We start from the raw sequence: 20,591 nt of genomic DNA on the forward strand, positions 1-20,591 counted from the left end.
CGATCCAACGGGTTCAACGAGGAATCATGACAAAGATATTTGACGATCCAGCGCAGTTCGCAGACGACGCCCTCGACGGTTTCGTGGCCGCCAACCGCCAGTATGTGGCGCGTGTCGACGGCGGTGTTGTCCGTTCCACCGAAACTCCCGAGAACCAGGTGGCAGTGGTCATCGGTGGCGGCTCCGGCCACTACCCCGCCTTCGCCGGCCTGGTGGGGGCCGGGCTCGCCGCCGGAAGCGCCTGCGGCAACATGTTTGCCTCCCCCTCCGCGGGGCAGGTCTACCGCGTTGCCAAGGCAGCCCAGACCGGCGGCGGCGTCCTCCTCAGCTACGGAAACTATGCCGGCGACGTCCTCCACTTCGGCCAGGCCCAGGACAAGCTGAACGCCGAAGGCATCCAGACCCGGACCGTGCTGGTCACCGACGACATCGCCAGCGCACCGGTCGAAGAAATCGGCAAGCGCCGCGGTATCGCCGGCGACCTCACGGTCTTCAAAGTTGCCGGCGCGGCGGCAGAAGCCGGACTGGACCTGGACGAGGTGGAGCGGCTTGCCACCAAGGCGAACCACCACACCCGCTCCTTGGGCGTGGCGTTCGCGGGGTGCACCCTTCCCGGAGCAGCAGAGCCCCTCTTCACCGTGCCCGAAGGCATGATGTCGGTGGGGCTGGGTATCCACGGCGAACCGGGCATCTCCGAGCAGCCGCTTCCCACCGCCAGTGAACTGGCCAAGCTGCTGGTGGACGGCCTGCTGAAGGACAAGCCTGAAACCGCAAGCCAGCGGGTAGTACCCATCCTCAACGGCCTGGGGACCGTCAAGTACGACGAACTCTTCCTGCTGTTCGGCAGGATCGAAGCCCTGCTCACCGAGGCCGGACTGGAGATCGTCGAGCCCGAGTGCGGTGAGCTGGTCACCAGCCTGGACATGTCCGGCCTGTCCCTCACGCTGTTCTGGCTGGACGCCGAGCTGGAGAAGTTCTGGGCCGCCCCCGCTGACACGCCGGCCTTCCGGAAGGGCAACCTGGCACGCCGCCGGGCCCGGGCCGTCGAATCCCTGGCCGAGGCGGCAGCCATCACTTCGCTGGCCGCCACCCCGGCCTCAACCGCCCTGGCAGCCACCGCGGTTGACGCGCTGAAGGAGGCCCGCGCCGTCGTCGTCGAACACGAAGACGCCCTGGGAAAGCTGGACGCCATCGCCGGGGACGGCGACCACGGCATCGGCATGCGGCGCGGCGTGGACGCTGCCGTAGCCGCCGCGGAGCAATCCCACGCCGGCGGCGCCGGCCTGGAGGAAGTCCTTGCGGCGGCAGGGGAGCAGTGGGCCGAGCGGGCCGGGGGTACCTCCGGGGCCCTCTGGGGCGCGGCCGTCACCGCCGTCGGCAGGACGCTGGGCAGCAAGGACGCCTACACGGCCGCCGACGCGACCGCGGCCGTCAACGCCCTCCGCGACTCCATTGTCACCCTGGGCAAGGCGGAAGCCGGGGACAAGACCATGGTGGATGCGCTGCTTCCGTTCGCCGAAACCTTCGCCAAGGCAATAGACGACGGCGGCAGCCTGGCTGCAAGCCTCAGTGCGGCAGCGGAGGCGGCAGCAAAAGCCGCTGATGAGACAGCCGGCCTCAGCCCGAAGAAGGGCAGGGCCCGTCCGCTGGCCGAAAAGAGCCTGGGCCACCCGGACCCCGGTGCTGTGTCCTTTGGCCTCATCGCCCGCAGGGTGGCCGATTACGCCGCCACCATCGAAAGCCACTGAAGGAGAACCGTTATGACTGAGCAATCCCCAACCGGCTGGCGCATCGTCGTCGGCAATGACGAAGCAGGCGTGGAATACAAGAACGCCCTGCGGGAACTGCTGGAGGCTGACCCCCGGGTTGCTTCCGTGGAGGATGTGGGAGTCGGCGCCGACGACACCACCGCCTACCCCCACCTGGCCGTCGCCGCCGCCCGCAAGGTGGCGGCCGGCGAAGCGGACCGTGCCCTCCTGATCTGCGGAACCGGCCTGGGCGTCGCCATCTCAGCCAACAAGGTACCGGGCATCCGGGCCGTGACGGCCCACGACAGCTACTCCGTGGAGCGGTCTGTGCTCTCCAACAACGCGCAGGTGCTGACCCTGGGCCAGCGCGTCATCGGCCTGGAACTGGCCAAGAAGCTGGTGGGCGAGTGGCTCAACTACCGCTTCGATGAAAACTCCGCATCCGCGGCCAAAGTAGACGCCATCTGCTCCTATGAGGGCGCGTCGGAAGGACTTGAAACCACATGAGCATCCGTAATATCGCAGTCGTCGGTTCCGGCTACATGGGCGGCGGAATCGCCCAGGTCCTGGCCCTTGCGGGGGCCCGCGTGGCGCTCGCCGACGTCTCCGCCGAGATCGCCCAGGGCAACTACGAGCGCCTGCTGAAGGAATCCGACGAATTCGTGGCTGCCGGTCTTTTCCCGGCCAACGCCACGGACCTGCTGAAGGAAAACCTCTGGGCAGCCAAGGACATCGAGGAGGCGGTGGCGGACGCCGAATACATCGAGGAGGCCGTGCCGGAAGTCCTCGAGATCAAGCACGCCACCCTGGGCCGGATCAGCGCCGCCGCGCGCCCGGACGCCATCATTGGCTCCAACACCTCCACTATTTCCATTGCCAAGCTGGCCGAAGTGGTGGAGAACCCGGAGCGCTTCCTGGGCGTCCACTTCTCCAACCCGGCACCGTTCATCCCCGGCGTGGAAGTCATTCCGCACGAGGGGACCTCCGAGGCGACCGTGCAGGCCGCCCGCACCATCGTGGGGGAGACCGGCAAGGAAACGGCTACCGTCAAGGATGTCACCGGCTTCGTGCTGAACCGGCTCCAGTACGCCCTCTTCCACGAAGCCGCCCAGGTGGTGGAGGAAGGCATCGCCACGGCCGAGGACGTGGACACGCTGGTCCGTACCACCTTCGGCTTCCGGCTGCCGTTCTTCGGTCCCTTCGCCATCGCAGACATGGCCGGCCTGGACGTCTACGCGTTCTGCTACAAGTCGCTGCAGACCGGCTTCCCGGAGCGGTTCGCCACCCCGCAGATCCTGCAGGAAAAGGTCGACGCCGGCCAGCTGGGCACCAAGACCGGCTCCGGCTTCCTCGACGTCCCGGCTGAGCGCACCGCAGCTTTGGTTGCCTACCGGAACAAGGCCTACGTCGCCATGCAGAAGCTCATCGAGGACCTGGGCCCGGCCCCGCTGTCCTAGCCCCTCCCTGAACCAGAAGGAACATTCCATGACAGTTTTCCCCGCAGACCGCACCGTGATTGTTACCGGCGCAGTCTCTGAACGCGGCATCGGCCGCGCCACGGCCGTCTACCTCGCCGAACGCGGCTGGAACATCGGCGTGATCGACCTTGACGACGCCGCCAGCAAGAGCCTGGCCAAGGAACTGGCCGAAAAGCACGGTGTCAAGGCCCACGGCGCCGGCGCCAACATCGGCGACGAAGCCTCGGTCCGCGCCGCCATCGACGAGATCGAGGCCGAGCTTCCGCAGCTGGTTGCGCTGGCGAACATCGCGGGCGTCAGCTCCCCGGTCCCCTACCTCGAGCTCGACGCCGGCGAATGGGATCGGGTGCTCAACATCAACATGAACGGCGTGCACTACGCGACCCGCCGGGCCGCCGAATCGATGGTGAAGAACCGGCTGGGCCGGATCGTGAACATCTCCTCGGTCTCCGCCCAGCGCGGCGGCGGCACGTTCAGCAAGACCCCGTACTCCGTAGCGAAGGCCGGCGTGATCGGTCTTACCCGCGCCACCGCCCGCGAACTGGGTGAGTACGACATCACGGTCAACGCGATTTCGCCCGGTCCGATCGACACCGACATCATGGGCGGCACCCTCAGCGAGGAACGCAAGGATGAACTGGTCAGGGACCTCGTGGTGAACCGGGTAGGCACCACACGGGATGTTGCGGCAGCCATCTCCTTCCTGATCGGTGAGGACGCCGGGTACATCTCCGGCCAGACGCTGAACGTGGACGGCGGCCTGTACATGCACTGACGGCACCGTGCCGCCACCACCAAGCTCTGCGGGCCGCCGGCCCGCAGGCCCATCACCGCCACCCACTCGAAGGAGAGTGCTGTGTCTGAAACCACCGCAACATCAAAGGAACTCCTGGCCCGGCCGGTCCTGAAATCGGCAATCTTGAAGGCGGCGCGCCGGCTCATGCCGATGCTGGTCATCCTCTACGTCGTCTCATTCCTGGACAGAACCAACGTCGGTTTCGCCGAGGCCGCGCTGGGCGCGGACAAGGGGGTGTCCGCCGCAGCCTTTGCCCTGGGCGCCGGCATCTTCTTCATCGGCTACGCGATCTTCGAGATTCCCAGCAACCTGCTGCTCAAGAAGGTCGGTGCCAAGGTCTGGCTGGCACGCATCGCCATCACCTGGGGCATCGTCTCGGCATGCTTCGCCTTCGTCCAGGGCGAAACCTCGTTCGTGATCCTGCGCTTCCTCCTCGGCGTCACCGAGGCGGGCCTGTTTCCCGGCGTGATCATGTACCTGGCCGAATGGTTCCCGAACAAGGTCCGCGTGCAGATGTTCGCCATCTTCTACCTGGCCCAGCCCTTCTCCCAGATGATCGGCAACCCGCTCTCAGGCTGGCTCATCAACATCGGCGACCAGGTCCCCGGACTGCGCGGCTGGCAGGTCATGTTCTTCGTCGAAGGCATGCTGGCCGTCCTGGCCGGCATCGCGGCGTTCTTTTTCCTGATCAATGGTCCGGAGAAAGCCAAGTTCCTCAGCAGCGAAGAAAAGTATGCGCTGAAGGAAGTCATGGCCCTGGAGGACACCATCAAGGACGAGCATGGCCCCCGCGGCATCCTCGCCGCCCTGCGCAACGGCCGCGTCTGGTACTTCACCGTGATCTATTTCTGCCTGCAGGTCGCGGTCTATGGTGTGACCTTCTTCCTGCCGCAGCAGGTGTCCTCCCTCACCGGGCAGAAGGTGGGACTCGCCGTCGGCCTGCTGATCGCCGTGCCATGGTTCTTCGGCATCTTCTCCTGCTACTTCATCGGCAAGGCCGCGGACACGGTGGCGAAGCGGCGGAAGTTCGGCACCATCCTGTTCATCTCCACCGGACTGTGCATCTTCGGCTCAGCCTGGGCGGGGACCAACCACCAGCCGGTGCTGGGCATGGTCTTCATTACCCTGGCAGTCTGCAGCTTCCTTGCCGTCGGTCCGGTGGTCTGGTCGTACCCCACCGCGTTCCTCGCCGGGTCTGCTGCCGCGGCAGGCATCGGGTTGATCAACTCCCTCGGCAACCTGGGCGGCTTCGTAGCACCCATCCTGCGGACCGCAGTCAACGAGGCAACGCAGTCACCCACCGGATCCATGGGGGTCTACGCTCTCGGGGTGCTGCCGTTCCTGGCGGCCGCGATGATGTACGCCACCAAGCGGTTCAAGAACAAGGCCGATGACCTGCTCGACTGAGCACGTCGGCAGCCACCAACACGCAAGGAAACCATGAGCACCTCCGGCAGCAGCACAGGCAACGGCCCCCTCTACATCGGTGTCAGCACCAAGATGTACCTGGGCTACCAGGAAAGCCTGCGCTGGCTGTCGGAGGTGCGTTCCATCGTGGATGACAGGCCCGGACTCGCCGCACAGGACTCCCCGGTGCGGGTCTTCGTCATCCCTTCCTTTCCGGTACTGGAACAGGCCGCGCGGATCCTGGCCGGCTCGCCGGTGCTGCTCGGGGCCCAAAACTGCGCATGGGGGGACGGGCCGCTCACCGGGGAAGTGAGCCCCGGCATGCTGGCCGAACTTGGCGTCCGCCTGGTGGAAGTTGGACATGCCGAGCGCCGCCGGCTGTTCGCCGAGGACGACGCCGTGGTGGCCCGCAAGGTGCGTGCCGTCGTCGGCCATTCCCTCACCCCGCTGCTGTGCATCGGGGAACCGGACAGGCTCGACGCCGGTGCTGCCGCGGACTTCTGCGTGCGGCAGGTCCGGGCCGCGACGGGCGGCGACACGGACCTGCTGCCCCGCCTGGTCCTGGCCTACGAACCTGTTTGGGCCATCGGCGCCGACGAGCCCGCCGCCCCGCACCACGTCAACGCCGTCCTCGGGCTGATCCGGGAGGCCCTGGGCCCGGGCTGCCCCGTGATGTACGGCGGCAGTGCCGGCCCTGGACTGTTGCCGCAGCTGGGAGCCGCGGACGGACTCTTCCTGGGCCGGTTCGCCCACGACCCCGCGAACCTGGGCCGCGTCCTGGATGAGGCGGTGCTTTTGCGTCAGGCGGGAGCCGTTGCCCCGGCCAGCAATTCTTCCAGCCGCTCGTAACCCTCGGACAGGCCGCCCTCCATGCCGGACTGGGCCATGCCGTCGCGCGCTTCCTGGCTGGGGTAGACGGAATGTCCCCGCAGTCGGGTCCTTCCGTTGCCGAGGTCCTCGAACGTCATGAACTCCAGGCTGACCACATCCGGATATCCGCCGAACTCGAAGGTCTGGATGGCGAATTCGTTCTCGCGGACCGTGTGGAAAATGCCCTTGAACTCGTAGGCGACACCGTCGCGTCCGGTGTGCAGGTAGCTGTAGCTGCCGCCGGTGCGGAAGTCGTAGTGGTCAATGTCCATCTTCATGCCCCGCGGGCCCAGCCACTGGACAATGAGGTCCGGTTCTTTGTGGGCGCGGAACACGTCCGCGACCGGGAAATCGAACTCACGCTCGTAATCGATGAAGGGGACGCCCTCGGGAACGCTGAGTTTCAGGGAATTGCTCATCTTGACTCCTGGGTGGATTGGTCGCCACTGTGGTGGCCGCCGCTGTGGGCAGTGCTTGATCGAAGAACGGCGTCGAGGCTGCGGAACTGGCCTTCGCGGATCAACCGGTATTGGTCAATCCATGCGGTCAGCGCCTCAAGCCGGGCCGGGTTCAGGTGCACGGGCCGGCGCTGTGCGTCCCTGGTCCGGGTCACCAGTTCCGCCTGCTCGAGTACCTGGATGTGTTTCGAGACCGCCTGCTTGGAGATCTCGAACGGTTCCGCCAATTCGTTCACTGTTGCCGGGCCCCTGCTGAGCCGGGCGATGAGGCGCCTCCGCACGGGATCTGCCAGGGCCATGAAGGCCACGTCCAAGGCCGCGTCATCGGAGATCAACATCATTTCCTTAAATCAACTTTTTTGTTTATCAACCTTGCGGTTGATTAATTGTAGGCACCATCGCGGGTTCCCTGCAAGGGTTTGTTCCCTTGTTGCATCACTTGTTAGTATGTCAGGACAAAGCAAGCAAAGGAGAATGAGCATGCCGCTGGTCCGCATTGACGTCAACGAAGGCCGCACCGCCGAAGAATTGCAGGCGCTGAGCCGAGGGATCCATGAAGCAATCCTGGCCGAGTATGGCATTCCGGAGCGGGACTACTTCCACATCCTGACGGAACACCCCCAGGGCTGGATCATTGCCCAGGATGCGGGCCTCGGATTCGAGCGCAGCGGGGGCGTGGTGATGATCCAGATTTTCACCCAGGCGGGCCGGTCGCAGGAGGCCAAGCAGGGGCTTTTCGCGGCCGTGGCGGAAAAGCTCGCCGGACTGGGGGTCGCCGGCGAGGATGTCTTCATCGGCTATGTGGAAAATGGCGCCGGTGACTGGTCGTTCGGTTTCGGCCGCGCGCAGTACGTTACCGGCGAGCTGGCGGTCCCCAAACACTGACTGCCGGCCCCTACCGGTCGTGGGGGCCGGGTCTGCTGTTGGTTGTAAGTATGTCAGAACAAACTTTTGACAGGACATTCGATCTACGGCAAAGTAGTGCCTGTGGCCCACGCCACGGCCTGCCAGTCCCGGAACTCCAGCCCCTCACAGGGGCCGGGTTCCACACCAGAAAGGTCCGCGATCACCGTGACCCACGAGCTTCTTACGATCGGGCGCATCAGCGTTGATATCTACCCGAACGACATCGGGGTTGGCTTGGAGGACGTTAATTCCTTCGGCAAGTACTTGGGTGGTTCACCGTCCAACGTTGCTGTTGCCGCCGCCCGCCATGGCCGCCGCACTGCCGTCGTTACCCGTACCGGGGATGACCCGTTCGGTGTTTACCTGCACCGCGAGCTGCGCAAGTTCAACGTCGATGACACCTTCGTGACCCCGGTGAAGGACTTGCCCACGGCGGTAACCTTCTGCGCGATCAAGCCGGCAACCGATGAGTTCCCGCTGTATTTCTACGGCCGGTTCCCCACCGCGCCGGACCTGCAGATCAAGGCTGAAGAGCTGGACCTGGACGCCATCCGCCAGGCAGGGATCTTCTGGTCCACCGTGACGGGCCTGTGCCAGGAGCCCTCCCGGTCAGCGCACATCGCAGCCCACGAAGCGCGCCCGCGCACCCGCTTGGCTGAAGGTCAGTTCACCATCCTTGACCTGGATTACCGGCCCATGTTCTGGCCATCCGAGGAAGAGGCACGGGCCGAGGTCGCCAAAGTCCTGCCGTATGTCACGGTCGCTATCGGCAACGACAAGGAGTGCGCCGTCGCCGTGGGGGAGGGGACTCCTGATGAGCAGGCGGACCGCCTGCTGGCTGCGGGCGTGGAGATCGCCGTCGTCAAGCTCGGCGCCGAAGGGGTGATGGCGAAGACCCGCACCGAGCGGGTGGTGTCCGCTCCCGTTCCGGTGGAGACGCTGAACGGCCTGGGTGCCGGCGACTCGTTTGGCGGCGCGTTCTGCCATGGGCTCCTCTCCGGCTGGCCGTTGGCCCAGGTCCTGGACTACGCCAACGCCGCAGGTGCGATCGTCGCCTCCCGGCTCTCCTGCGCAGATGCCATGCCGACGCCGGAGGAGGTCACCTCGCTGCTGGCCGAACGCGGCCGGCCGGTCCCCGGCGACGGTGCCGCCGCGCAGCTTGCCACCGAAGGAGCAGCACTGTGACCCTCACCCCGATGGCTTCCAACCGCACCCTGGATGATGATCCGCGCCGCTATGAGCACCTGAGCACCATCCGCCTTGAGGACCCGGAGGCTGTGGCCCGCGCCGCGAAGTCCCGCCGCCGCCACCCGGGCCTGAAGTCCGGACGACAGAACTTCATCGTCGCGGCCGACCACCCGGCCCGCGGCGCCCTTGCCGTCGGTGCGGATCCGGTGGCCATGGCAGACCGCCGCCAACTCCTGGACCGGCTCCAGATCGCGTTGGCCAACCCCGCCGTCGACGGTGTCCTGGCCTCCCCGGACATCATGGACGACCTCCTGCTGCTGGGTGCCCTGGACGGGAAGCTCGTGTTCGGCTCGATGAACCGTGGCGGCCTGGCCGGGCTGGTCAACGAGATCGATGACCGGTTCACCGGCCACACGGCCGCGGCGCTGGAGGCCCTTGGTGCCGACGGCGGGAAGATGCTGACCCGGATCTGCCTGGGCGACCCGGATACGGTCGCCACCCTGGAGGCGACCGCCCACGCGATCGATTCGCTGGCCGAACGGAAACTGATCGCCATGGTGGAGCCCTTCCTCTCGGTCCGCGAAAACGGCCGCGTCCGCAACGACCTGTCCACCAATGCGGTGATCAAGTCCATTGCGATCGCCGAAGGCCTGGGTTCCACCAGCGCCTACACCTGGATGAAGCTGCCGGTGGTAGCGGAGATGGAACGCGTCATGGCGGCCACCACCATGCCCACGGTACTCCTGGGCGGTGACCCGGACGGCACCCAGGATGAGGTCTTCGCCACCTGGGAAGCAGCGCTGGCGCTTCCCGGCGTCCAAGGCCTCACGGTGGGCCGCACCCTTCTCTATCCCGCAGACGGGGACGTCGCCGGCGCCGTCGCCACCGCCGCCTCGCTGCTGCACCACACCACGGAAGCATCGGAGTAGTCCCCATGGGCACCACAGGAACACGCAGGATGACGGTGGCCCAGGCCGTCGTCGAATACCTGTCCAAGCAGTACACCGTTGACAACGTTGGCGGCGTGGACTACCGGGAGCGGCTCATTCCGGGCACCTTCGGTATCTTCGGCCACGGCAACGTTGCCGGCGTTGGCCAGGCGCTGAAGCAATACCAGCAGCAGGACCCGTCCCTGATGCCCTACTACCAGGGCCGGAACGAGCAGGCCCAGGTCCACCAAGCTGTCGGCTACGCCCGGCACACCCGCCGCCGCCAGACGTTCGCCATCAGCACCTCGATCGGCCCGGGGTCCTCGAACCTGCTGACCGGCGCCGCCTTGGCCACCACCAACCGTTTGCCGGTCCTGCTGCTGCCGTCTGACACGTTCGCCACCAGGGTCGCGGATCCGGTGCTGCAGCAGCTCGAACAGCCGTACGCCTATGACCTCTCGGTCAACGACGCGTTCCGGCCGCTGTCCAAGTTCTTCGACCGGGTCTCCCGGCCGGAGCAGCTGTTCTCCGCGTTCCACCACGGGCTGCGGGTCCTGACCGACCCGGCCGAAACCGGGGCGGTGACTATTTCGCTGCCGCAGGATGTCCAGGCCGAGGCGCTCGACGTCCCGGAGGAATTCCTGGCCGAGCGGGAATGGCGGATCCGCCGCCCCGAGGCCGAGGACGACGACATCGCCCGCGCCGCGGCGGCGATCCGCGCCGCCAAGCGCCCGCTGGTCATCGCCGGCGGCGGCGTCCTCTACGCCTACGCCAACGACGAACTGGCAAAGTTCGCCGAGCTGACGGGCATCCCGGTGGGCAACACGCAGGCCGGCGTCGGCGTCCTGCCGTGGGACCACAAGCACTCCCTCGGAGCGATCGGCTCCACCGGCACCACCGCGGCGAACGCCATTGCCGCAGAGGCAGACCTGATCATTGGCATCGGCACGCGCTACGAGGACTTCACCACCGCGTCACGGACCGCGTTCCAGAATCCCGACGTGAAGTTCATCAACATTAACGTCGCCCCGCTCGATGCCTACAAGCACGGCACCAGCCTTCCGATCGTCGCGGACGCCCGCAAGGCGCTGGTGAAGCTGAACGCGGCCCTGGGCGGCTACCGTACCGGCGCAGACCTGGCGGAAAAGGTCGCGGCGGAGAAGAAGCGTTGGGACGCCACCGTGGATCAGGCGTTCGACACCCGGTACACCCCGCTGCCGGCGCAGAACGAAATCATCGGCGCCACCAACCGGGCCATGGAGGCGGCGGATGTGGTGATCTGCGCTGCAGGGTCGCTGCCCGGCGATCTGCACAAGATGTGGCGCGTCCGCGACCCGTTCGGCTACCACGTCGAATACGCCTACTCCTGCATGGGCTACGAAATTCCCGGCGGCCTCGGGGTCAAGCGGGCAGTGCTCGCCGAAGCGGCGCGTGCGACGGCGGCAGGCGGGGACCGCGCGGACGTACGGGACGTCGTCGTCATGGTGGGCGATGGCTCCTACCTGATGATGCACACCGAACTGGTCACCGCGGTCGCCGAACGCATCAAACTGATCGTGGTCCTGATCCAGAACCATGGATACGCCTCCATCGGCTCCCTGTCCGAATCCCTGGGCTCGCTGCGCTTCGGCACCCGCTACCGGGCCCTGGACGAGGAGCAGCACAGCTTCGACACCGGCGAGACCCTGCCGGTGGACCTTGCACTGAACGCCGAATCCCTGGGCGTGAAGGTCATCAGGATCGAACCCGGGGAGAAGGTGATCGCCGAACTGGAGCAGGCCATCCGCGATGCCAAAGCCGCCCCCGAGGGCAGCGGGCCCATCCTGATCCATGTCGAGTCCGATCCTCTCCTGGACGCACCATCCTCCGAGTCCTGGTGGGACGTTCCGGTCGCGCAGGTTTCCGAACTGGACTCCACCACGCAGGCCTACGGGGCCTACGCCGACCACAAGTCACGCCAGCGCAAACTGCTCGGCTGACCCACTTTCCCCTACTCAAGGAAGAGTTCCATGACTGCCACCACCACTGAAGCTACCGTGATCAACCACTTCATCAACGGCGCCGAAACCCCGGGCGAGGGCGACCGCACCACGAACGTCTACAACCCGGCCACCGGCCAGGTCACCGGCGAGCTGCGCCTGGCCAACCGGGCCGACTTGGACACCGCCGTCGCCGCTGCCCGCAAGGCCGCCGATTCCTGGGGCGAGACCTCCCTGGCCAGGCGTACCGCAGTGCTGTTCACGTTCCGCGAGCTCGTCGCCGCCCATGTGGATGAACTCGCGGCCCTGGTCACCGCCGAGCACGGCAAGGTCCTTTCCGACGCCAAGGGCGAGATCGGCCGTGGCCTGGAAGTGGTGGAGTACGCCTGCGGGATCCCCACCCTGCTCAAGGGCGACTACTCGGACCAGGTCTCCACCGGCATCGACGTCTTCTCCTTCCGTGAACCGCTCGGCGTGGTCGCCGGCATCACCCCGTTCAACTTCCCCGTCATGGTGCCGCTGTGGATGGCCCCGATGGCGATCGCCACGGGCAACGCCTTCATCCTCAAGCCCTCCGAACGCGACCCCTCCGCCTCCCTGCTGCTGGCCAAGCTGTGGAAGGAAGCCGGGCTGCCGGACGGCGTGTTCCAGGTCCTGCACGGCGACAAGGAAACTGTCGACGGGCTCCTCACCCACCCGGACGTGGACGGCATCTCCTTTGTCGGCTCCACCCCGATCGCCCAGTACGTCCATGAGACCGCCACCCGGCACGGCAAGCGCGTCCAGGCGCTGGGTGGGGCGAAGAACCACGCCATCGTCCTGCCCGACGCCGACCTGGACAATGCGGCGGACCACCTCGCGGCCGCCGCGTTCGGCTCCGCCGGCGAACGCTGCATGGCCATCTCCGTCGCGGTCGCCGTCGGAGACGCCGCCGATGCATTGGTGGCAAAGGTCCAGGAACGCGCCGAAGCCGTGAGGGTCAACAACGGCACCGCGCCCGGCGCCGAAATGGGCCCTGTCATCACCCCGGCCTCCAAGGAACGCATTGTCCGGATCGTCACCGACGCCGAAACCGCCGGCGCCGCCATGGTGGTGGACGGCCGCGACTTGGTGGTCCCCGGCCACGAAAACGGCTTCTGGGTAGGCCCCACCGTCCTCGACCATGTCAAGACCGAAATGACCGCCTACACGGAGGAAATCTTCGGTCCCGTCCTGGTGGTGGTCCGCGTCGACACCCTCGAGGACGGCATCAAGCTGATCAACGCCAACCCCTACGGTAACGGCACCGCCATCTTCACCTCCTCCGGCGCGGCCGCCCGCACGTTCCAGCGCTCGGTAACCGTCGGCATGATCGGCATCAACGTGCCCCTTCCGGTACCGGTGGCCTACCACTCCTTCGGCGGCTGGAAAGCCTCCCTCTTCGGCGACAAGCACATGTACGGTCCCGAAGGCGTCTCTTTCTACACCCGCGGCAAAGTGGTCACCTCCCGCTGGCCCGAAACCCACCACGCCTCCGGCGCCTCCTACAACTTCCCCTCCAACTAGTCCCCATCCGGTTTCGGCAGGTTCAACCACCGGTGGTTTAACCTGCCGAAACCCTCCAAAGGAACAGGCACATGACTGAGAACAAGCTGATCATCGGCACGGCACCGGACTCCTGGGGCGTCTGGTTCGCGGACGATCCCCAGCAGACCCCGTGGGAACGCTTCCTCGACGAGGTGGCCGAATCAGGCTACAAATGGATCGAGCTGGGCCCCTATGGCTACTTGCCCAACGATCCCATCCGGCTTGCCGAAGAACTGAAGCAGCGTGACCTCAAGGTCACAGCCGGCACCGTATTCACCGCGTTCCACCGCGGCCTGGGCCAGTGGGAAACCGCCTGGGAACCCGCCCGGAAAGTCGCTGAACTGACCGCCGCCATGGGTGGAGAGCATATGGTGGTCATCCCGGCCATGTGGCGCGACGACGTCACTGGCGAAGCCGTGGAGAGCGGGACACTGAGCGAGAAGGGTTGGCGCGACCTGTTCGCCGGCCACGACCGCCTGGGCAAGACCCTCCTGGAGGACTTTGGCCTGCAGCAGCAGTTCCACTCCCACGCAGACTCGCACGTGGGAGCCCAGGAGGACATTGAAACCCTTCTGAACGCCACGGACCCGAAATACCTGAACTTGTGCCTGGACACCGGCCATGCCGAATACTGTGGCGCCTCAAGCCTGGAACTGATCAAGAACTACCCGGACCGGATCGGCTACCTGCACTTGAAGCAGGTCAACCCGGAGATCCTGAAGAAGGTCAACGACGAGAACATGACCTGGGCCGCGGCGAACCTCGCAGGAGTCATGACCGAACCGCCGAACGGGCTGCCCGACCTGCGTGCGGTCATCGACGCAGTGGAAGCCTTGAACCGGCCCATCTTCGGCATCGTGGAGCAGGACATGTACCCCGTGGCCTTCGACGTTCCGATGCCGATCGCCAAGCGCACCCGAAACTACCTGCTGTCCTGCGGCTCCCGCACGACCGTCAGCTGACGGACCAGCACAGGCGGACAGCGCCTCCCTTCCCTCCAGAACCAGAAGGACTGAACAATGACTGAATCCCTCCGCGTCGCCGTTATCGGGGCAGGCCGCATGGGCGCAGACCACATCCAGCGCCTCAGCAAGCGCATCCACGGAGCAGAAGTTGCCGCCGTCGTCGACGTCGACCTTGCCCGCGCGCAGGCCGCCATCGAAGGCATCCCCGGTGCCGTTGCCCTCACCGACGCCGAGGAAGCCCTCACTCACGGTGGCGTCAACGCGGTGCTGATCGCCACCCCGGGGTTCCTCCACCAGGACATCCTGCTCAAAGCGCTCGCCAAGGACATCCCGATCCTCTGCGAAAAGCCGCTCACCCCGGACGCCGAATCATCCTGGAAAATCGTCGAGGCCGAGGTTGCCTTGGGCCACCAGCGCATCCAGGTGGGCTTCATGCGCCGCTTCGACGCCGAATACGCGGCCCTTGGCTCGATCATCCGGAACCAGGAATTGGGTGAGCTGCTGATGCTGCACCATCAGCACCGCAACCCCACCACCCCCGAAGGCTTCACCAACGAGATGCTCATCAACGACTCCGTCGTCCACGAATTCGACGCCATCCGCTACTTCACCGGCGAGGAAATCACCAGCGTCCAGGTCCGCCTGGGCAAGGCAACCAGGACCGCGCCCAACGGCCAGCACGATCCCCAGCACGTCCTCATTGAAACCGAGTCAGGGGTCCTGGCCGACGTCGAAATCTACGTCAATGCCAAGTTCGGCTACGAAGTGGCTACCCAGGCCACCTTCGAGGACGGCATCGTCAGCATCGGCGGGGACACCGGCCCTTACACGCGCAGCGCCGGCCGTTGGGGCGGCAACGTCACGCCAGGGTTCGAGGAGCGTTTCGGAGCCGCGTACGACGTCGAAATCCAGTCGTGGGTGGACGCGGCACTTAAGGGCGGGATCGGCGGCCCCTCCGCCTGGGACGGTTATGCCACCGCCGCGTGCTGCGAAGCGGGCGTCGAGGCGCAGAAGAACGGTGAAAAGGTGGCCGTGAAGTTGGCCGCAAAGCCGGACCTGTACAAGTAGGACAGGAGGGGGACGGGCCGGCCATCCGTCCCTCTTTTGTGTCCGCATCCCTGCTGGTCCACAATGGAGTGTTTATGTGAAATCCACTCCTGACCAGCATGCGTCGCACGGGCTGCAGCACGCCACCATCCCGCCGGGCAACCACAGGCGGGCACTGCGGACTGCCACCGTCATCGCCACCTTGGGCGGCCTGCTCTTCGGCTATGACACCGGTGTAATCAACGGGGCACTGCCGTACATGCAGGAGGACCTGGGCCTGACACCACTGACCGAGGGCCTGGTCACGTCGTCCCTGCTGTTCGGTGCGGCCTTCGGTGCATTGTTCGGCGGACGCTTGGCGGATCGCCACGGCCGGCGGCTGATGCTCATGGGGCTGGCCGTGATCTTCCTGGCGGGCACCCTTGCCTGTACCTTCTCGCCGAACACCGGGGTGATGGTCGCCGCCCGGTTCGTCCTGGGGCTCGCCGTGGGCGGGGCGTCCGTTACGGTCCCTGTGTATCTGGCCGAGGTGGCGCCGGGAAACCGGCGCGGCCGCATTGTCACGCGAAACGAACTCATGATCGTCACCGGGCAGCTGCTGGCGTTCACCTTCAACGCCTGCCTGGGCAACTCCTTCGGCGGGTCGCACGGCATTTGGCGCTGGATGCTGGTGATCGCCACGCTGCCGGCCATCGCTTTGTGGATCGGGATGAACTTCATGCCGGAGAGCCCCCGGTGGCTGGCGTCCACTGGCAGCTTCGGCGAGACGCTCAGGGTGCTGCAGCGGATCCGATCGCAGGAGGAAGCAGCCAGGGAGTTCGAAGAAGTCAAAGCCATGGCCCTGGAAGACGGCAAGTCCACGATGGGCTCGTGGAAGGACGTCGGCATCCCATGGCTCCGGCGCATCTTCTTCGTGGGACTGGGCCTTGCCGTGATCCAGCAGATTACCGGCGTGAACTCGATCATGTACTACGGAACCCAGATCCTCTCCACGTCAGGCTTTGGCCGCGAGGCCGCCTTGACGGCTAATATCGCCAACGGCGCCATCTCGGTGCTTGCCACGTTCGTGGGCATCTGGCTGCTGGGCAAGGTGGGCCGGCGCAGGATGCTGATCACGGGACAAATTGGCACCACGACGACGCTGCTGCTGATCGGCCTCTTCTCGCTGATCCTCCCCGAAGGCCCGGACAGGGGCTTCGCCATCCTGGCCCTGACCGTGACGTTCCTGGCCTTCCAGCAAGGCGCGATTTCACCGGTGACGTGGCTGATGCTCTCGGAAATCTTTCCGTTGAAGATCCGGGGGCTGGGGATGGGTGCTTCGGCGTTCCTGCTGTGGACCGTCAACTTCCTGGTCGGTTTCGGATTCCCGCAGCTGCTGGCCGTCATCGGGATCTCCAACACCTTCTTCGTGTTTGCCGGCTTTGGCATCGGTGCCATCGGCTTCGCCGCCAAGTACGTGCCGGAGACCAAGGACAAGAGCCTGGAGGATCTGGAGCACTACTTCAAGAACGTCTCCGCCGGCCACCCCACGGACGCCGCGGCCAAGGTTCCCTGACCCTCCCCGTCCGTTACCGCGCAGGAAGCAGCGTCCCGCGTGCTGATCCTTCCGGGGGCTGCTTTATGCCGGCGCGTGCAACCGGGGCAGGGCGTCCACCAACGGCGCCAGCTCCGGGACCGCCTGGGCCTGGTCCAGCGCATGCTCCAGGGTGGCATCGTGGACCGGCCGGGCCTCAGAAAGCAGGTTGATGCCGCTGCCGGTCAGCTCGGTGTAGATGCCGCGGCGGTCGTCGTCGCACAGGATCCGGGTCAGGAGGCCGCGGTCCTCCAGCCGGTTCACCAGCCGGGTGGTGGCGCTGGGGCTGAGTGCCGTGGCGCGGGCAAGTTGCTGCATCCGCATATGCCACCCGTCCTGCCGGCTGAGGGCATCCAGCACGGTGTACTCCACCACAGAAAGCCCCGACTCGGCCTGCAGGGAACGTTCCAGCTCACCTTCAATCAAGCCATGCAGGGCCGCCAAGGTGCGCCACCCCTGGGCGCGTACCTCAACGGCGTCGTCCTTGATGCCCATGGTTGCTCCTTCACCACAATGGCGCCAAACGGGCGGCCATCGATCATTGAACGCAGATAGTTGCTTGCGCGGTATATTTGCATGTGCAACAATAAATACCGCGCCTGCAACTATCTTAGGCGCCTTCCCTTCCACGGGACAACCAACCCCTGCAATTCGAAGGAGCATTTCCATGCCTGTTGGCCTGATAGCCCTCGCCCTCGGCGGCTTCGGAATTGGACTCACCGAATTTGTCATCGCCGGACTGCTTCCGCAGGTGGCCGCGGATTTCGGCGTCAGCGAGGCCTCCGCCGGATGGTTCATCTCCGGCTACGCGCTCGCCGTCGTGGTGGGCGCGCTGGGCCTCACCGCAGCCGTGACGAGGTTTGAACGCAAGCCGGTGCTGGCTGCCCTGCTGGTCCTGTTCATCGCAGGAAACCTGCTCTCCGCCACCGCTGGCGGATATTGGCCCATGATGCTGGGCCGGATCATCGCCGCCCTGTCGCACGGTGCCTTTTTCGGAATTGGCGCCGTGGTGGCCGCGGGCATGGTTCCGCCCAGCAAGAAGGCCGGTGCCATTGCGCTGATGTTCACCGGACTCACCGCCGCCAATGTCCTGGGCGTTCCGTTCGGCACGCTGTTGGGCCAGGCCGCCGGATGGCGGGCTACGTTCTGGGCCATCACGGTTATCGGGGTGGCCGCCCTCGCCGGAATCCTTGCCCTGGTGCCCCGGCAGGCCGGTGAAGCCGACAAGGCGGGCAGCCTCCGCTCCGAGCTGCGGGCCTTCCGCTGCGGGCAGGTTTGGCTGTCCATCGTGGTGACCATCCTCGGCTTCGGCGGAATGTTCGGCGCGTTCACCTACATCGCCTACACGCTGACCGAGGTGTCCGGCTTCGCCGCCTCCACCGTGCCATGGCTGCTGATTGTCTTCGGCGTGGGACTCTTCGCCGGCAACACGCTGGGCGGAAAAGCGGCAGACCGCAACGTCGACCGGACGCTGTTGGCGGTGCTCGCCATCCTCTCCGTGGTCCTGGTGGCCTTTGCCGTCACCGCCGCCAATCCGGTGCTCACCGTCATCTCACTGGTCCTGATGGGCGGCTTCGGCTTCGCCACCGTTCCCGGGCTGCAGATGCGGGTCATGAAGTATGCCCCCGGCGCTCCCACGCTTGCCTCCGGGGCGAATATCGGTGCGTTCAACGTGGGCAATGCCCTGGGCGCCTGGCTGGGTGGCGTCACCATTACTGCGGGATTCGGCTATACGTCGCCCATCTGGGCCGGGGCTGTCATCACCCTTGCGGGAGTGGTGGTCATGGCGTTCGCAGCGGCGGCCGCCAAGCGCGGCGAACAGCGGCCGGCCGGCGAGGTGCAGGCGGCGGAACCGTTGGCGGTCCGCTAGGCCGCCAGGCCGGGAAAAGAAGCGCCCGGCCTTTGGTTAGGCCCCGAAGGGCAGCCGGGGATCGATGTCCTGGCCCTCCCAGGCCTGCCGTACCCAGCCATGGTGCGGGTCGTCGCTGATCAGCCATTCGCGCACCGGCCCCGGGCCCGCCATGACGTTCAGGTAGTAGAGGTCGTATCCCGGGGCAGCCATGGCGGGGCCGTGCCAGCCGTAGGGCACCAGCACAACGTCGCCCGTGCGGACTTCTGCCGAGACATCGATGGGCCGCTCGTCCGAAGCGTAGACGCGCTGGTATCCAATGGCATCCACATCGGCAGGTGCCGCGCCGCCGGCCGCCACCTGGGTTTCGAAGTAGTAGATCTCCTCCAGGGAGGTCTCGCCGTCCGTCTCCTCGTCATGTTTGTGCGGAGGGTAGGAGGACCAGTTGCCGGCCGGGGTGAGGACTTCGCAAACGATGAAGCGGTCCGCCTCGAGTGCTGCCGGTGTGCCGAAGTTGTGGACCTGGCGGGAGCAGTTGCCCGCACCACGCAGTTCCACCGGGATGTCGGCGGCGGGCACCATCCGGGTGGGGTACGAGGCCCGGGCCGGGGCGGTGGCAACGGCCACCCGCCCGCCGTCGGCTGACGTGATGCGGACGGTGCGCCCGGTGCCGGAATAGAGTACGTCGGTGGGGCCGGCGAAAACGGCCGGGCGGCCGGCCAACGGGTATTCCGTGCCGTCCACTGTCACCGTGAACGATCCGCTGAGGGGCACCACGATCCGTTCCTCGCCTGCGGCGGGAAGGTCGACGGCGGCGCCCGCCGGCAAGGTGGCCACCTTGAGTCCCGTGTGTGCCCAGCCCTCCACGGAGAGGGAGGAATCGGACGTGCCGATCGAAACGTCCCATTTTCCGTCCGCGGCTGTGCCCAGGGGGTAGACCCAGTTGGTCATGGTGGTGTTCCTTTGCGCTAGCGCTGTACGAGGGTCATTTCAAAGCTGTATGAATCGGCCCGGTAGACGTGGTGCCCGGTCTCGACGCGGCGGCCGGTGTCATCCACGGCCGTGCGTTCCATGGTGACCAGGGCGGAACCGGCGGCCGCGTCCAGCATGGACGCCTGGTAGTCGTTGGCATTCACGGCGCCGATGCGCTGGTTGGCCAGCCGGAAGTTCACGCCGCCACGGCGCAGGATCGAGTACAGGCCCTCGGCCCCCAGCATGGCCTCGTCCATGTCGGCGATATCGTCGCGCACCCAGTTCTCCATCAGGGCCAGCGGCTTGCCGGCCACCTTCCGAAGCCGGGTGAAATGGTAGACCTTGGAGCCGGCCGGAAGCTGGAGCGTGGTGAGGGTGGCGTCGTCCGCCTCCACATGGGAAAAACTCAGGACCTCGGTAGTGGGCTTTTTGCCGTTGTTGGTGAGGTCGTCGTAGAGGCTCGAGAGCTCCAGCGGGCGGCGCACCTGACTGGACACCACCTGGGTTCCCACACCGCGCTTGCGCACCAGGAGGCCTGAACGCACCAGTTCGTCCATCGCCTTGCGCATGGTTGGCCGGGAGAGGTTGAGCTGGGCGGCCAGGTCGATTTCGTTGTCCAGCCGGCTGCCGGGTTCGAGAACCCCGCTGTAGATTGCGGCTTCGATCCCTTGGACCACTTGGTGGTACAGGGGTACGGGGGAGGAACGGTCGATGTTCAGTCCCAGGTTGTTCGCCACGGTGCGGTCCCTCGTCTTTGGTGTCTGCGCGGCAGTCGGTCCGGGCGGCGTGCCGACGTACCGAGCGCCTATATGTTCTCTTGATAGGACATACTATCCTGCTCGATCGTAGCAGGCGGGTTC

The 20,591-nt window shown here is 66.2% G+C and carries 20 protein-coding genes; 15 read left to right on the top strand and 5 right to left on the bottom strand.

Annotated elements, in window-relative coordinates; genetic code table 11:
- Window positions 1–26: 26 nt before the first annotated feature.
- The 6 genes from AC4EEV_RS15500 (at window position 27) to AC4EEV_RS15525 (ending at window position 6,278) form a co-directional block, all read left to right on the top strand.
- On the top strand, window positions 27–1,748 hold the full coding sequence (locus AC4EEV_RS15500) for a dihydroxyacetone kinase family protein (RefSeq protein ID WP_491329372.1): 1,722 nt from the start codon (window positions 27–29) through the stop codon (window positions 1,746–1,748).
- Between the two features lie 12 nt (window positions 1,749–1,760).
- On the top strand, window positions 1,761–2,255 hold the full coding sequence (locus AC4EEV_RS15505; protein ID WP_018762183.1) for a ribose-5-phosphate isomerase: 495 nt from the start codon (window positions 1,761–1,763) through the stop codon (window positions 2,253–2,255).
- Window positions 2,252–3,205 carry a 3-hydroxyacyl-CoA dehydrogenase family protein gene (locus tag AC4EEV_RS15510; RefSeq protein ID WP_175317639.1) on the top strand — a complete coding sequence of 318 codons (954 nt, stop codon included), beginning with the start codon at window positions 2,252–2,254 and terminating at the stop codon, window positions 3,203–3,205. Before AC4EEV_RS15505 ends, AC4EEV_RS15510 begins: the two co-directional genes overlap by 4 nt.
- 28 nt (window positions 3,206–3,233) lie before the next feature.
- Window positions 3,234–4,001 carry an SDR family NAD(P)-dependent oxidoreductase gene (locus tag AC4EEV_RS15515; RefSeq protein ID WP_018762185.1) on the top strand — a complete coding sequence of 256 codons (768 nt, stop codon included), beginning with the start codon at window positions 3,234–3,236 and terminating at the stop codon, window positions 3,999–4,001.
- 81 nt (window positions 4,002–4,082) lie between these two features.
- On the top strand, window positions 4,083–5,429 hold the full coding sequence (locus AC4EEV_RS15520) for an MFS transporter (RefSeq protein WP_491329373.1): 1,347 nt from the start codon (window positions 4,083–4,085) through the stop codon (window positions 5,427–5,429).
- 33 nt (window positions 5,430–5,462) lie between these two features.
- On the top strand, window positions 5,463–6,278 hold the full coding sequence (locus AC4EEV_RS15525; protein ID WP_109863836.1) for a triose-phosphate isomerase family protein: 816 nt from the start codon (window positions 5,463–5,465) through the stop codon (window positions 6,276–6,278).
- Here AC4EEV_RS15525 and AC4EEV_RS15530 read toward each other — a convergent pair.
- The gene (locus AC4EEV_RS15530; protein WP_018762188.1) at window positions 6,230–6,718 is read right to left on the bottom strand and encodes an SRPBCC family protein; all 489 of its coding nucleotides are present in this window, start codon (window positions 6,716–6,718) and stop codon (window positions 6,230–6,232) included. The genes AC4EEV_RS15525 and AC4EEV_RS15530 overlap by 49 nt on opposite strands.
- Window positions 6,715–7,095, bottom strand: coding sequence for an ArsR/SmtB family transcription factor (locus tag AC4EEV_RS15535; RefSeq protein ID WP_240617841.1), 381 nt, complete (start codon window positions 7,093–7,095; stop codon window positions 6,715–6,717). The genes AC4EEV_RS15530 and AC4EEV_RS15535 overlap by 4 nt, the downstream gene beginning before the upstream one ends.
- Window positions 7,096–7,237: 142 nt before the next feature.
- On the opposite strand from AC4EEV_RS15535, the gene AC4EEV_RS15540 reads away from it, so the two are divergent.
- The 8 genes from AC4EEV_RS15540 (at window position 7,238) to AC4EEV_RS15575 (ending at window position 16,892) form a co-directional block, all read left to right on the top strand.
- On the top strand, window positions 7,238–7,642 hold the full coding sequence (locus AC4EEV_RS15540; RefSeq protein ID WP_491330899.1) for a tautomerase family protein: 405 nt from the start codon (window positions 7,238–7,240) through the stop codon (window positions 7,640–7,642).
- 186 nt (window positions 7,643–7,828) lie between these two features.
- Window positions 7,829–8,848 (top strand): 5-dehydro-2-deoxygluconokinase, encoded by a 1,020-nt coding sequence (iolC, locus tag AC4EEV_RS15545; RefSeq protein ID WP_491329374.1) that lies wholly within the window; start codon window positions 7,829–7,831, stop codon window positions 8,846–8,848.
- 11 nt (window positions 8,849–8,859) lie between these two features.
- Window positions 8,860–9,780: a Cgl0159 family (beta/alpha)8-fold protein gene (locus tag AC4EEV_RS15550; protein WP_166651750.1), complete on the top strand. Its 921-nt coding sequence runs from the start codon at window positions 8,860–8,862 to the stop codon at window positions 9,778–9,780.
- Window positions 9,781–9,809: 29 nt separating this feature from the next.
- Window positions 9,810–11,759, top strand: a complete 1,950-nt coding sequence (gene iolD, locus AC4EEV_RS15555; protein WP_491330900.1) for a 3D-(3,5/4)-trihydroxycyclohexane-1,2-dione acylhydrolase (decyclizing) — start codon at window positions 9,810–9,812, stop codon at window positions 11,757–11,759.
- Between the two features lie 30 nt (window positions 11,760–11,789).
- Complete coding sequence (locus AC4EEV_RS15560) at window positions 11,790–13,304, top strand: CoA-acylating methylmalonate-semialdehyde dehydrogenase (RefSeq protein ID WP_018762194.1); 1,515 nt, start codon at window positions 11,790–11,792, stop codon at window positions 13,302–13,304.
- A 71-nt stretch (window positions 13,305–13,375) separates the two neighbouring features.
- Window positions 13,376–14,287, top strand: coding sequence for a sugar phosphate isomerase/epimerase family protein (locus tag AC4EEV_RS15565; protein ID WP_491329375.1), 912 nt, complete (start codon window positions 13,376–13,378; stop codon window positions 14,285–14,287).
- A gap of 57 nt (window positions 14,288–14,344) precedes the next feature.
- Window positions 14,345–15,358, top strand: coding sequence for a Gfo/Idh/MocA family protein (locus tag AC4EEV_RS15570; RefSeq protein ID WP_133832500.1), 1,014 nt, complete (start codon window positions 14,345–14,347; stop codon window positions 15,356–15,358).
- A gap of 76 nt (window positions 15,359–15,434) precedes the next feature.
- Entirely contained in the window at window positions 15,435–16,892 is a 1,458-nt protein-coding gene (locus AC4EEV_RS15575; protein ID WP_491329376.1) for a sugar porter family MFS transporter, read from the top strand.
- A 63-nt stretch (window positions 16,893–16,955) separates the two neighbouring features.
- Here the strand turns inward: AC4EEV_RS15575 and AC4EEV_RS15580 are convergent, their stop codons facing one another.
- Window positions 16,956–17,405: a MarR family winged helix-turn-helix transcriptional regulator gene (locus AC4EEV_RS15580; RefSeq protein WP_491329377.1), complete on the bottom strand. Its 450-nt coding sequence runs from the start codon at window positions 17,403–17,405 to the stop codon at window positions 16,956–16,958.
- Between the two features lie 172 nt (window positions 17,406–17,577).
- Between AC4EEV_RS15580 and AC4EEV_RS15585 the strand changes: the two genes are divergently transcribed.
- Window positions 17,578–18,780 (top strand): MFS transporter, encoded by a 1,203-nt coding sequence (locus tag AC4EEV_RS15585; RefSeq protein WP_491329378.1) that lies wholly within the window; start codon window positions 17,578–17,580, stop codon window positions 18,778–18,780.
- Between the two features lie 36 nt (window positions 18,781–18,816).
- Here AC4EEV_RS15585 and iolB read toward each other — a convergent pair whose 3' ends face one another.
- Both iolB and AC4EEV_RS15595 read right to left on the bottom strand, forming a co-directional pair.
- Entirely contained in the window at window positions 18,817–19,710 is an 894-nt protein-coding gene (iolB, locus tag AC4EEV_RS15590; protein WP_491329379.1) for a 5-deoxy-glucuronate isomerase, read from the bottom strand.
- Between the two features lie 17 nt (window positions 19,711–19,727).
- Window positions 19,728–20,468: a GntR family transcriptional regulator gene (locus tag AC4EEV_RS15595; RefSeq protein ID WP_491329380.1), complete on the bottom strand. Its 741-nt coding sequence runs from the start codon at window positions 20,466–20,468 to the stop codon at window positions 19,728–19,730.
- Window positions 20,469–20,591: the final 123 nt, after the last annotated feature.

Source organism: Pseudarthrobacter sp. MOO14 (genome assembly GCF_058267675.1).